Origin of the sequence: Cognatishimia activa, from assembly GCF_001458335.1 — a bacterium.
Classification (GTDB): Bacteria; Pseudomonadota; Alphaproteobacteria; order Rhodobacterales; family Rhodobacteraceae; genus Cognatishimia; species Cognatishimia activa.
On record NZ_CYTO01000012.1, the window covers coordinates 1 to 11,682 of the forward strand.

At 55.5% G+C, this 11,682-nt stretch carries 10 protein-coding genes and 1 tRNA gene; 6 read left to right on the top strand and 5 right to left on the bottom strand.

Annotation, left to right across the window (positions count from 1 at the left end):
• Positions 1-369: 369 nt before the first annotated feature.
• On the bottom strand, positions 370-1,767 hold the full coding sequence (locus TA5113_RS08730) for a Glu/Leu/Phe/Val family dehydrogenase (RefSeq protein ID WP_058313925.1): 1,398 nt from the start codon (positions 1,765-1,767) through the stop codon (positions 370-372).
• The gene (locus TA5113_RS08735) at positions 1,764-5,396 is read right to left on the bottom strand and encodes a hydantoinase B/oxoprolinase family protein (protein ID WP_058313927.1); all 3,633 of its coding nucleotides are present in this window, start codon (positions 5,394-5,396) and stop codon (positions 1,764-1,766) included. The genes TA5113_RS08730 and TA5113_RS08735 overlap by 4 nt, the downstream gene beginning before the upstream one ends.
• A 111-nt stretch (positions 5,397-5,507) precedes the next feature.
• Between TA5113_RS08735 and TA5113_RS08740 the strand changes: the two genes are divergently transcribed.
• The 3 genes from TA5113_RS08740 to TA5113_RS08750 all read left to right on the top strand — a co-directional run bounded on the left by TA5113_RS08740 (position 5,508) and on the right by TA5113_RS08750 (position 8,402).
• Positions 5,508-6,470, top strand: a complete 963-nt coding sequence (locus TA5113_RS08740; protein WP_058313924.1) for a TRAP transporter substrate-binding protein — start codon at positions 5,508-5,510, stop codon at positions 6,468-6,470.
• A 104-nt stretch (positions 6,471-6,574) separates the two neighbouring features.
• Positions 6,575-7,099 (top strand): TRAP transporter small permease, encoded by a 525-nt coding sequence (locus TA5113_RS08745; RefSeq protein WP_058313923.1) that lies wholly within the window; start codon positions 6,575-6,577, stop codon positions 7,097-7,099.
• Between the two features lies 1 nt (position 7,100).
• A complete protein-coding gene (locus TA5113_RS08750; protein WP_058313922.1) occupies positions 7,101-8,402 on the top strand; it encodes a TRAP transporter large permease in 1,302 nt (433 codons plus the stop codon).
• A 19-nt stretch (positions 8,403-8,421) separates the two neighbouring features.
• Here TA5113_RS08750 and TA5113_RS08755 read toward each other — a convergent pair whose 3' ends face one another.
• Positions 8,422-8,937, bottom strand: coding sequence for a winged helix DNA-binding protein (locus TA5113_RS08755; RefSeq protein WP_082625791.1), 516 nt, complete (start codon positions 8,935-8,937; stop codon positions 8,422-8,424).
• A gap of 616 nt (positions 8,938-9,553) precedes the next feature.
• Positions 9,554-9,967, bottom strand: coding sequence for a MerR family transcriptional regulator (locus TA5113_RS08760; RefSeq protein ID WP_058313920.1), 414 nt, complete (start codon positions 9,965-9,967; stop codon positions 9,554-9,556).
• A 42-nt stretch (positions 9,968-10,009) separates the two neighbouring features.
• On the opposite strand from TA5113_RS08760, the gene TA5113_RS08765 reads away from it, so the two are divergent.
• Genes TA5113_RS08765 through TA5113_RS17180 form a run of 3 tightly spaced genes read left to right on the top strand, consistent with a single transcriptional unit; the run spans position 10,010 to position 10,802 of the window.
• Positions 10,010-10,396, top strand: a complete 387-nt coding sequence (locus TA5113_RS08765; protein WP_058313919.1) for a hypothetical protein — start codon at positions 10,010-10,012, stop codon at positions 10,394-10,396.
• A complete protein-coding gene (gene merF / locus TA5113_RS08770; RefSeq protein ID WP_058313918.1) occupies positions 10,393-10,602 on the top strand; it encodes a mercury resistance system transport protein MerF in 210 nt (69 codons plus the stop codon). The genes TA5113_RS08765 and merF overlap by 4 nt, the downstream gene beginning before the upstream one ends.
• Positions 10,578-10,802, top strand: a complete 225-nt coding sequence (locus tag TA5113_RS17180) for a GDCCVxC domain-containing (seleno)protein (RefSeq protein ID WP_082625790.1) — start codon at positions 10,578-10,580, stop codon at positions 10,800-10,802. The genes merF and TA5113_RS17180 overlap by 25 nt, the downstream gene beginning before the upstream one ends.
• Positions 10,803-11,483: 681 nt before the next feature.
• Here the strand turns inward: TA5113_RS17180 and TA5113_RS08775 are convergent.
• Positions 11,484-11,560, bottom strand: a tRNA-Met gene (locus TA5113_RS08775).
• Positions 11,561-11,682 lie beyond the last annotated feature (122 nt).

Below are 11,682 nucleotides of genomic sequence, written 5' to 3' on the forward strand. Positions count from 1 at the left end.
GGAATATGAGCTTGACCCAGACACCCAATTAGAGAAGCAGACGTTCGCTGCGCACTTCTGCTAGTTCAGCAAAGCGGGACAAACCGGACTTGTGCAGGTGCGGCCATTGCTTGTGCAGCAATAATTTGCGGGTGCAGCATGGTCGTTGTTGCAACGCGGAGACGTCCGCCAGAGCAGTCATTGGAAACTGCCGATCACGGTGCAATTCAAAGCGTATTTTCTCCGCAGATTGGATCGACTAACGAGACCCAGAACCCTGTGGAAAACGAACTTCGCAACGTGAAAGGGCGCTGTCGAGACGTTTTTTCTTTTCTATTTGAACTGATTGTCAGCATAGATCGCAACTAGGTTTTGTCTGTGGCGACTAAACTATAGACCAATAGCGCGGTAGGCGTCCGCGACCTGATTTACAGCCAAACGATAGGCAGCGCTCCTTATGTCTCCGCCGCGTAAGGACTGCTCGCCAACGATCCGGCTGAGAGTGCGGCGCATGATTTCTTCCAGGCCAGAGCGCACCATGTCGAGCTCCGTCGGCCCACTTAGATAACTTGCGTCTTCGTCCCACTGCAGTGACGCTCCGACGGTGCGTTCGATGGTCGAGGTTAATACACGGTGGCCTTTCTCGTGATAACGGCGTTCCAATAAGCCAAACGGCATGTGTCCAAGGTTCTTCACCCATTCAAAGTAGCTGACGATGACCCCGCCTGCGTTGGCGTAGAGGTCTGGGATGACTTGGATCTTGCGGTCACCCAAAATCTTTGCCGCCTCAAACGTGCAGGGACCATTCGCAGCTTCTACGATCAACTTCGCCGGTGCTCGGCGGGCGATATCTGCGTTGATCACGCCCTCAACTGCTGCGGGGATCAGGATGTCACAGTCTGCCAGCAGAGCGTCCGGCGTCGGTTCTTTGCACGTCGCACCCGCGAAGTTAGCTAGCGAGCCTGTGGCATCTCGGTGCGCGATCAGATCGTCCACATTGATCCCATTTGGGTTCGTCAAGACCACGTCGCGTTCGATTATGGAGGTAATTTTGCAGCCGTCCTCTTTGCTTAGGAACAAGGCTGCATGCGCACCGACATTGCCGAACCCCTGGATCGCAACACTTTTGCCAGACAAACGGGCGTCGCAGAAAATCGGATCCACCAGCTTAGGCGTGTCAAAGACAGCATGAATGGCGTACTGGACGCCTCGGCCGGTCGCCTCGACCCGCCCTTCGATACCGCCGCCGCCCAGAGGTTTGCCGGTAGCGCAACCGAGCGCATTGATATCCTCAGGGCGCAGACGTTTATATTCGTCCGCGATCCACATCATCGTGCGCTCGTTTGTGCCGACGTCTGGCGCGGGAACGTTGTTGGCGGAGTCCAGAAACCTGTGGCGGATCATTTCCTGGGCGAAACGCCTTGTGATCTTCTCAAGCTCGGCTTCGGTCCAGTCTGACGGATCGAGACACAGTGCCCCTTTGGAACCGCCATATGGTACCCCAACCAAGGCGCATTTGTAGGTCATGAGTGCTGCAAGCGCCTCAACCTCCTCAACCGTGCAGTTGGGTGCATACCTGATGCCGCCCTTTGCGGGGCTCTGATGATTTGAATGCGCAGATCGCCAGCCAGTGAACGTGAACATCCTGTCACGTAGCCGGACGCCAAAGCGCGTCGTGTAGGTCGCGTTGGCGACCTTAATCTTTTCACCAACACCCGTCGGAAGGGCGAGGTCTTTGACAGCGAGATCGTAGAAGGCTTCGACGTCGGAGAGGAAAGAACTGCTCAGTCTGCCGCAACCTTGGACTGCCTGTCTGCTGCACCAAAGCCACCGCCACCCGGAGTTTTCATTACAAAGACATCACCGGGGGTCATTTCGCGCTGATCGTTTCCAGAAAGATTTTCAACGGTGCCGTTCATGCGGCGCACTTGATTTTCACCGGGTGCACCTGGGGTCCCGCCACTCACACCGAAGGCCCGTGTTTGTCTGTGCGACGACAAGACCGTTACGGTCATGGGGGAGAGGAATTCAATCTCGCGAACGATCCCGTTTCCGCCTCGGTGCTGACCTTCCCCGCCGGAGCCTTGTCTGATTGCAAACGACCGCACGCGCACCGGGAAGCGGCTTTCAAGCACTTCCGGATCCGTCATCCTAGTGTTTGTCATGTGGCTGTGAACCGCCGAGCACCCGTTGAAATCGGGTCCGGCCCCTGTGCCCCCGCAGATCGTTTCATAGTTCTGCAGCGTATCGTCACCATAGACGAAATTATTCATCGTGCCTTGGCTGCCTGCGACGACACCGAGCGCGCCATAAAGAGCGTCTGCGATGCTTTGGCTGACCTCCGTGTTCCCCGAAATAACGGCTGCAGGGTAGTTCGGGTTGATAAAGCTTCCTTCTGGCGCGATAATTTTGATGGGTTTCAAGCAACCTTCGTTCATGGGGATGTCTGAGCCGACAAGTGTGCGGAACACATACAAGACGACCGCATGACAAATCGCCAAAGGTGCGTTGTAGTTCAGCGCGTCCTGCTCAGAGGTGCCCGTGAAATCCACCGTTGCGCTGCGTGATGCGCGGTCCACGGAAATGGCGACCTCTATCTTGGCTCCACTATCAAGCGGATAGGTGAAGCGGCTGTCCTCCAGAACATCAATGACACGGCGGACGGATTCTTCGGCATTGTCTTGGACATGGCGCATATACGACTGAACGACATCCGCGCCGAATTGCGCCACCGCCTTTTGCAGCTCGGCACTACCCGTCGCATTGGCCGCAACCTGCGCGGTCAGGTCGGCCATGTTGTGATCAATGTTGCGGCATGGGTATGTCGCTGATGCGAGAAGATCGCGTGTTTCGGTGTCGCGAAGGCGGCCACCGGAGACCAGTTTGAAGTTCCGGATCAACACCCCTTCTTCGTCGATGTGACGACTGTCCGGAGGGGCCGAACCGGGCGTCTTGCCGCCAATATCGGCGTGGTGCCCGCGTGAGGCGACAAGGAACCGGATGTCCTGACCACTTTCATCAAAAACGGGCGTAATCACGGTCACGTCCGGCAAATGCGTGCCGCCATTGAATGGGTCATTCATCATGAAGACGTCGCCGGGCTGAATTGTGCCTTCATTTTCCCGCAGGATCGATTTCACACTCGCGCTCATGGAACCCAGATGCACCGGGACATGCGGTGCGTTTGCAACCAAATCACCGCTGGCGTCGAAAATGGCGCACGAGAAATCAAGCCGTTCGCGAATATTCACGGAGGCCGCAGTTTTCGCCAATGTCGCGCCCATCTGTTCGGCGATGGACATAAAGAGGTTGTTGAACACCTCAAGCATGATCGGATCGACACTTGTCCCAATGGCTTCTTCGCGCACGAGCGGAACTGCGCGTCGCAAGACAAGCGCGCCTCCGTCGATGCAAGTGGCCTCCCAGCCATGTTCCACGACCGTGGTGCCTGTTGGTTCGTTGATGACAGCGGGGCCTGTGACCACAACGCCGACACCCATCTTGGTGCGATCATGCGTTGGCACAGATTGCATGCGATGTTCGGCCCACATCTGTGTGGTGCCGTGCTGGCTTTCTTGTGTTTCGGCATTGGGCAGTTTGGCGTTTGCCCCTGATGCGCCGACCGCCTCGACCGAGATCATTTCGGCAATGATATCGTCTGTTTCAGGGCGGAAGCCGAACTCAACTTCATGGGACGTGCGGAAAGCTTCAACCATGTCTTCCGGCGAGCCGAGGGCCACAGGCAAGGTCGTTTGGGATGTGGATATCCGCAGGTAGACCTTTTCGCGCACGGTGATGTCGCTGCGCGCGACGCCTTGCTGCAAGACCTCCTCTGTCGCCTCGGTGGTTAAGGCAACTGAGGCCGCGGTGATCGAAGCGAGATCAGACACCGGGACAATCAGCTGCTGTTCGCGCATCGACACGATGTCCGCGAGCCCCATGCCAAGGGCAGACAGGACACCGGCAAACGGGTGCAGATAGACAGAGGTCATGCCAAGCGCATCGGCGACGAGGCAAGCATGTTGGCCACCCGCGCCGCCAAAGCAGTTTAGGGTGTAGCCTGTCACGTCATATCCGCGAGAGACGCTGATTTCCTTGATCGCGTTCGCCATGCTGTCGACGGCAATCCGCAGGAAGCCTGTCGCCAAAACCTCGACGGACAAAGGCGCTTCGCCTGTTTGCTGTGCAATTTCCTGTGCGAGCGCTTCGAACAGTCGGCGCGGAGCGTCCACATCCAGCGGCTCATTGCTGTCTGGCCCGAAGACGTTTGGAAAATTCTCGGGCTGGAGCTTGCCAAGGACTGCATTGCAATCCGTGACCGTCAGCGGGCCGCCACGACGATAACAGGACGGGCCCGGATCGGCGCCCGCACTCTCGGGACCAACCTGCAACCGCCCGTCCCGGAACGACAGGATAGACCCGCCGCCTGCCGCCACTGTGTGAATATTCATCATCGGCGCGCGCATCCGAACCCCGGCCACTTCGGTTTCAAAGCTGCGTTCGTATTCACCGGCATAGTGGCACACATCGGTTGAGGTGCCACCCATGTCGAAACCGATGAGCTTGTCAAAGCCGTCCTGTGTGGCCGTACCCACCATGCCAACGACACCGCCTGCAGGCCCTGACAGAATGGCATCCCGCCCATGGAAAAGGTCCGCATCGGTCAGGCCACCGTTGGACTGCATGAACATCAGCCGCTCGACAGAGTCAGAACCCAGAGCGCTGCGAACTTGGTTCACGTACCTTTTCAGGATCGGCGTGAGATAGGCGTCTGCCACCGTCGTATCCCCGCGTGACACCAGCTTGATGAGTGGGCTTGCCTCAAAGCTGAGCGAGACTTGTTCAAAGCCTTGCTGGACTGCCATCTCACCCAGCTTCTTTTCGTGCTCCGGGTTGCGATAGCTGTGAAGGAGGGCAATGGCGACGGAACGGTATCCCTCGCCGTATGCGTGGCAGATGGCCTCGCGGGCTTTCTGCAGATCCATTGCTTCGATGACAGCCCCATCAGCATCGAGCCGTTCGTCGATTTCAATAACATCAGAATAGAGCAGATCGGGCAGTTGGATATTGAGAGCGAACAGGTCGGGCCGGTTCTGATATCCGATTCGCAGAAGGTCTCTGAAGCCGCGCGTGATAAACAGAACTGTCCGTTCACCCTTACGTTCAAGAAGAGCATTCGTCGCGACCGTGGTGCCCATTTTAATGGCAGAGATCGCGTTTTCAGGGATAGCGTCTTCCTTGGAAAGCCCCATGATATCGCGCACGCCCTGGACGGCTGCATCTTTGTAAGACTCTGGTTTTTCTGAAAGAATCTTGTGGGTTCTTAGGTCGCCTTCCGGCGTTCGTGCAACGATGTCCGTGAACGTGCCGCCACGGTCAATCCAGAAGTCCCACTTGGAATCAGCGCGCAAATTCATTTCCATCTCCTAAACATAAATTTGTTGCTTTATGTGCAAAACGCTGACAATTTGTCAACGTAATGAATTTGGAATTTCTCTCCGGGTTCGGTTCAACACAGGAGCTTAACAATGAAACACTTCATCCTGGCCGCTGGTCTTGCCGTTGGTCTGAGCGGTGCTGCCGCCGCCGATACATGGGATATGCCGACCCCTTACGGTGACGCGACCTTCCACACTCAAAACATCTCTCAGTTTGCAACAGACGTTGCTGCAGCGACCGATGGCGCGCTGGAGATCACCGTTCATTCCGGCGGCTCCTTGTTTCCGCATGGTGAAATCCGCAATGTCGTTCGGTCTGGTCAGGTTCCGATTGGCGAATTCTTCTTGTCGCGTCTGGTCAATGATGATGCCGCCTTCGGGATCGACAGCCAGCCTTTCGTAGCGACAAGCTACGAGGAAGCGCAGCGTCTTTGGGCGGCGCAGCAGCCGGTTGTGACCGAACTGTTGGCAGAACAAGGTCTCATGCCACTCTTCTCAGTGCCATGGCCTGCCCAAGGTCTTTATACCAATGGTGAGATCGAAACGGTCGAGGGTCTCGCAGGCCTGCGCTTCCGTGCATACAACGCAGCCTTGGAAGAATTCGCAACGCTGGCAGGTGCCGCTCCGGTGCAGGTCGAAGCCCCTGACATCCCGCAGGCCTTTGCAACCGGCCAGGTCGAAGCGATGGTTACGTCACCATCCACCGGCGCGAATTCCACTGCTTGGGATTTTGTCACGCACTACACGCCGATCAACGCCTGGGTGCCAAAGAATATCGTTGTGGTGAACATGCGCGCGTTCCAGCGTTTGCCTGACGATGTGCAAGCCGCCGTTCTGGAAGCTGCCGCCGCAGCTGAGGTGCGCGGTTGGGAAATGTCAGCCGCTGAAGCAGAAGCCAAGACGGCGATCATGGCCGAAAATGGCATGATCATCGTGGAACCAAGCGACGCCCTGACTGCTGGCTTGCAAGAGATCGGTGCACAGATGCTGACCAACTGGGAAGCCAGCGCATCCGATGCCGCACTTTCCATTTTGACCACATATCAGCAGTAAAGGGCCAAACGGGAACCCCATTTGGTTGGTTTTCGTTTGCCAAAGAGAGCCCGGCGCTGGTCGTCTCCCGCCCAAGCGCCGGGCTAATTCATAAGGGGCACATCATGCGAACATTTCTGGACAGAATCTATCTTGCGGCAGGTTGGGTATCGGCCGTCACGATCCTGGCGATTGCCGTTTTGATCAGCGCGCAGATCTTCTTGAATTTTGCGACGCGAGTCTTCGGCCTGCCGTTGCCATCGACAATCCCGTCCTACGCTGATTTTTCGGGTTTCATGCTGGCTGCCGCCACCTTCCTTGCGATGCCCTATACGTTTCGCAGCGGTGGCCACATCAAGGTGTCTCTGGTTACCGCGCGTCTGCCCGAACGCGCCCGCCTTATTGCCGAGGTGATTGCCCTCATCGCTGCGTCAGCACTAACCATCTTCGCAGTCTACTACATCTGGGTCCTTGTCGCAGAGAGCATCCATTTTGGAGACGTCTCCAACGGAACGATCCCCATCCCGCTTTGGATCCCCCAAACCGCCATGGGCATCGGAATGACGTTGCTATGCGTCTCCGTCATCCACAGCCTGATCGAAACACTTTTGCGCGGCGAGCCTGTCATCGCTGCGTCCGAGGAAGCCTGAAATGTCTGATCCTGTCGTTGGCCTCATCCTGCTTGGGCTCTTGTTCGTCTTTTTGGCCGGAGGGCTTTGGATTGCGCTTTCGCTATCGGCTGTCGCCGCTGTCGCCCTTGCATTCTTCTCGAATTCGTCCGTTGGCCTGAACCTTGCGGTGACGTTCTGGGGGCACAGCCATTCGTGGTCGCTGACTGCGCTTCCTCTGTTTATCCTGATGGGTGAAATCCTGCTCAGGTCGCGGCTCAGCAAGGACATGTTCAACGGTCTCGCCCCTTGGCTTGGCGGGTTGCCGGGCCGGCTGCTGCACGTGAATGTCCTTGGATGCGCGATCTTTGCTGCGGTTTCAGGCTCATCCGCCGCCACTGCCGCCACCATTGGCAAGATGTCCATTCCGGAGCTGAAATCGCGCGGCTATCCCGAAAGCCTGATCCTTGGCACTCTCGCGGGCTCTGCCACCCTTGGTCTTCTCATCCCGCCATCGATCATCCTGATCGTCTATGGCGTGGCCACTGAACAATCGATCGCCCGGCTCTTTGTGGCGGGCTTGATCCCCGGCGCGATGCTCGTGGGGTTGTTCAGCGTATATGTCGCTGTCCGCGCATGGATGGACCCCAACCTCATCCCCGCTGAAACGGTCAAACTGAACCTGAAAGAAAAACTATGGGAGGCGCGTGGGCTGATCCCTGTGGCCCTGCTGATCGCAGGTGTGATTGGAGCGATCTACACAGGCATCGCTTCACCAACAGATGCTGCGGCCCTTGGCGTTCTGTTGTCGATCCTAATGGCCGTCCTCTCGGGCAGCTTTTCGCGGCGCGACTTCATGGATGCGCTTTTGTCCGCAGCGCGAACATCATGCATGATCGCTTTCATTCTTCTTGGTGCGGCCTTCCTCGCCGTTTCAATGGGTTTCACGGGCTTGCCCCGTAACCTCGCCTCGTGGATCGGCGAGATGGGTCTGTCGCCATATGTGCTGTTGGCGGTCCTGACGATATTTTTCATCGTGCTGGGGCTGTTTCTCGATGGCATCTCGGTTGTGGTTCTCACGACCTCCATAATCATGCCGATGGTCCTGGCCGTCGGAATCGACCCCATTTGGTTCGGCATCTATCTGGTGCTGGTCGTTGAGATGAGCCAGATCACACCGCCGGTCGGCTTTAACCTCTTCGTCATTCAGGGGCTGACGGGGATCGACATCCTGCGCATCGCCAAGGCCGCGCTGCCGTTTTTCTTTCTGCTGTTGCTAGCTGTCGTCCTGATCACGCTGTTCCCTCAGATCGTGACATATCTGCCGGATGCGATGAGTCGATGAAATCTCCTGTCTGGCCGCGTCACAAAGAGGACGCGGCCCGACTTGCCTGATCGTATTGGCCCGATAAAGCGCGCAGGCTTGCGGCGATGGCACTCAACTCTTCGCCCGAAATGTCCATCCGGCCGAGGCCATCAATGAGGCAGCGCTCACGCACAGTCCGGTATTCTTCGCACAGCGAAGCCCCTTCGCCTGATGTGCTGTAAAACACTTCCTTGCCGCGCTTTTCGGACACAATCAATTGAGCCTTGGAAAGCTTACGTAGAGCGTAATTGACGGTGTGGGTGTCATCGATGTTGAGCAAGAAACAGATGTCGCTCAGCCGCTTATCGCGGCCCCGATGGTTCACGTTATGAAGAACGAGGATTTCCAACGGGCTCATATCCGTGTGCCCTGCTGCAGCCATACATTTAACCATCCAGCGCGAGAACGCGTTGAAAGCAATGATCAGCCCGAACTCAAACTCTGAAGCCTCCCATCCTTCACCATCTGCCAGATGACGAGAGGAAACGATTTTGCGTTTTGCAGATTTTTCCATGTGTTTTATCGACATAGTGTTGAGATATCGACACCATAATACACGGAAAATGTGCGAACTTCTAGATACTCAACACTGATAGGCGTTGCTCGCGACGCATTGGTGGGCCGGACAGCTAAAGGCGGCAGTCTTTCACGCAGGGTTCAGCATGTGGTGTCGTTCGTTTGGGTTCAGTGCCGGTCAATTCCAAGCGCGCTCGTATAGCCCAGACCTGTTTGGGCAGCGAAGTCCGCTTCTGACCGATGATCTGCCCCTTTTTTCAGGCTCTGCATTTCGGTGTAGTTGCGGGATGTCGGACTCTTGGCATGATTTGCGCTCCAATACTCTCTCCACACCCAGACATCAGCACAACGATGACAGTGGGAGCTTAGTATTTGTGTATATGGCCGCTTTGCGCGCTGCGTCGCGGCAAATGGATTTTCGGTCACGCCGCATCTTCTGCGCTGCGCGCGCTCGCAGCGTGATTTGCAGACTTCCGCTATGGGCTCTCCTGACACCTTCGCCGCGCTGTTGACGAGTGACCCCTTCGGGAAACAGTGCCATTCGCCGCGTGGCGCATGAACTCGAAAGACGCGGGACGAAGTTACCGTTTGCGAATTCAAAACTAACGGCTGCTTTACTCGTGTAGGCCATCGCCAAACCCATGCTTCATCAAAGCATCGAGCATGGGACAGGCCGCAGTTCCGTCGTTGCAGTTCTCTGAAAGGCTCAAGAGCGCTTCCCGAAGGCGCATTAAGTTTTCAATCTTGGCGTCTATCTCTCCCAAATGGTTCTCGGCGATGGTCTTCACCTCGCCACAGGATCGATCACTCTGCGCAGTGAGCGATAGAAAGGTCTGGATTATCGAGATCGGGAAGCCCAAATCGCGACAACGGCGCACGAACCTGAGTTTGGCGATTTCATCTGACGAGTACATCCGACGCCCGCCTGCGGAACGCCCCGGCTTCGCAACGATACCCTCTCGTTCATAGTATCGGATCGTTTCGATGTTCACGCCGCTGCGTTCCGACGCTTTGCCGATGGTGAACATTTTGCTTGCTCCTGTAGTGGCTACAGGAAGTAAAAAAGCAAAATGGACATGAATGCAAACCAACAACCCGTGGCAGATACCGGCATCGCTGCCAACCTAGTGATGCTCATCGCAGCGCTTTTGGCGCTGTTGTCTGCATCATGTTGTGTTTTGCCTATCGGCCTTTCGATATTAGGCCTAGGTGGCGCAGGGCTCACTATCCTTGGGCCATTCGTCGCTTACCGAGAATTTATTCTTGTTGGCGTCGCCATTGCTCTCGTATGGGCGTGGTATCGGGTGCTTCGACGCAGATCCTGCGCAACGCGTAGGCGGTCTGCAATTGTCTGGACATCACTTGCGTCCATCGCCTTTTTGGTCGCGCTGTCTTCGCCGCTCTGGGAGGCGTCAGCGCAGCGTTTCATGTGGGATTTGTGGAGATCGACACAATGAAGAACAAACTCCTTGCGCTCGGGGTGGGCGGCACGATTTTGGCTGCTCTCTGTTGCTTCACGCCGATCTTGCCGGTCGTGCTAACAGCGCTTGGCCTGACAGGCCTGCTTGGTGTCGTCTACAGCGATGCTGTCTTGCTGCCGATATTGGCAGGATTTCTCATACTGACGGGGTACGCGATATGGCGACAGAAGACGCAAAAGTAGTGCTGCAATCGACTCTCACCTGTCCATCTTGTGGACACGTTGAAACTGAGACGATGCCGACTGATGCATGCCAATGGTTCTATGAATGCAAGTCGTGTCAGACCGTCTTGAAACCTCTTGAAGGGGATTGCTGCGTCTACTGTTCTTACGCAACTGTTCCATGCCCACCTATCCAAAAAGGCAGGTCCTGCTGCGCTTAGCGGACTTTCGACTAGCCGCAGCAATTCGGTAGCTTTGGGCTCTTTCCTGCCTTTTGCTGCATTCTCCACTAACGTCTGTTCTATGGTTTTTCAGAATTGTCAGACAGCCGTACATCAAGTCTTCGATTTTTGACAAAATTAGCCACACACAAAATTTGGGTCAGCGGTAATTCACATTGATTTCTGAAACTGTCGTTTTGGAAATTTCCGACACCTCGACACCCACAATATTTTGAATGCCAAATCTTCTTTGGCCTTATCCACAACCTGGAGCCCAAAGACTTAAGGCTTCTGTCAATTCCCGTACATCGAGTTTTTGATGCCGTACATCATGTTGCCAAATACGTACTTCGCGGTGTCAAATACGTACATCGAGTTTTTTAGGGGGTTTAAGGCTTTGAAAGCGTTAAGCTAATTCGGCCTAAAACTCTTAAAACCTTTAAAACTCATAAAACGCACCTGGCGGTGCTGATCTTAAATTTGTTTGTTTTTTGATTTTCGGTGTCGGCAACACCAACTCAAAACAATTAGTCCTGTTTCAGGAACGGATTGCTCTGGAGTGTTGGATTCTATTGTTGGGCGTTGGGAACAAATGCCCCTAAACTGCCCCTGCGGGTGCAAGACACCAAAGCCGCCCTTGAGGGGTGACCTGTTAAGTCTTTGACATTGTGATATAATTGTTGGTTGCGGGAGTAGGATTTGAACCTACGACCTTCAGGTTATGAGCCTGACGAGCTACCGGGCTGCTCCATCCCGCGCCATGATCTTTGCCTAGCGCTTACGCTACTTGAGGCCTAGAATGCGCTGTCGATGTTTTGCGATTGGCTTACATCGATCTTTGTATCGTTTTAGAGAGATATTATTTATTTATCTATTTACT

What these genes read in the sequence shown, in the direction of transcription:
- TA5113_RS08735 (WP_058313927.1), bottom strand. Translation starts at nt 5,396, where the DNA reads ATGAATTTGCGCGCTGATTCCAAGTGGGACTTCTGGATTGACCGTGGC.
- TA5113_RS08740 (WP_058313924.1), top strand. Translation starts at nt 5,508, where the DNA reads ATGAAACACTTCATCCTGGCCGCTGGTCTTGCCGTTGGTCTGAGCGGT.
- TA5113_RS08745 (WP_058313923.1), top strand. Translation starts at nt 6,575, where the DNA reads ATGCGAACATTTCTGGACAGAATCTATCTTGCGGCAGGTTGGGTATCG.
- TA5113_RS08750 (WP_058313922.1), top strand. Translation starts at nt 7,101, where the DNA reads ATGTCTGATCCTGTCGTTGGCCTCATCCTGCTTGGGCTCTTGTTCGTC.
- TA5113_RS08755 (WP_082625791.1), bottom strand. Translation starts at nt 8,937, where the DNA reads ATGGAAAAATCTGCAAAACGCAAAATCGTTTCCTCTCGTCATCTGGCA.
- TA5113_RS08760 (WP_058313920.1), bottom strand. Translation starts at nt 9,967, where the DNA reads ATGTTCACCATCGGCAAAGCGTCGGAACGCAGCGGCGTGAACATCGAA.
- TA5113_RS08765 (WP_058313919.1), top strand. Translation starts at nt 10,010, where the DNA reads ATGGACATGAATGCAAACCAACAACCCGTGGCAGATACCGGCATCGCT.
- merF (WP_058313918.1), top strand. Translation starts at nt 10,393, where the DNA reads ATGAAGAACAAACTCCTTGCGCTCGGGGTGGGCGGCACGATTTTGGCT.
- TA5113_RS17180 (WP_082625790.1), top strand. Translation starts at nt 10,578, where the DNA reads ATGGCGACAGAAGACGCAAAAGTAGTGCTGCAATCGACTCTCACCTGT.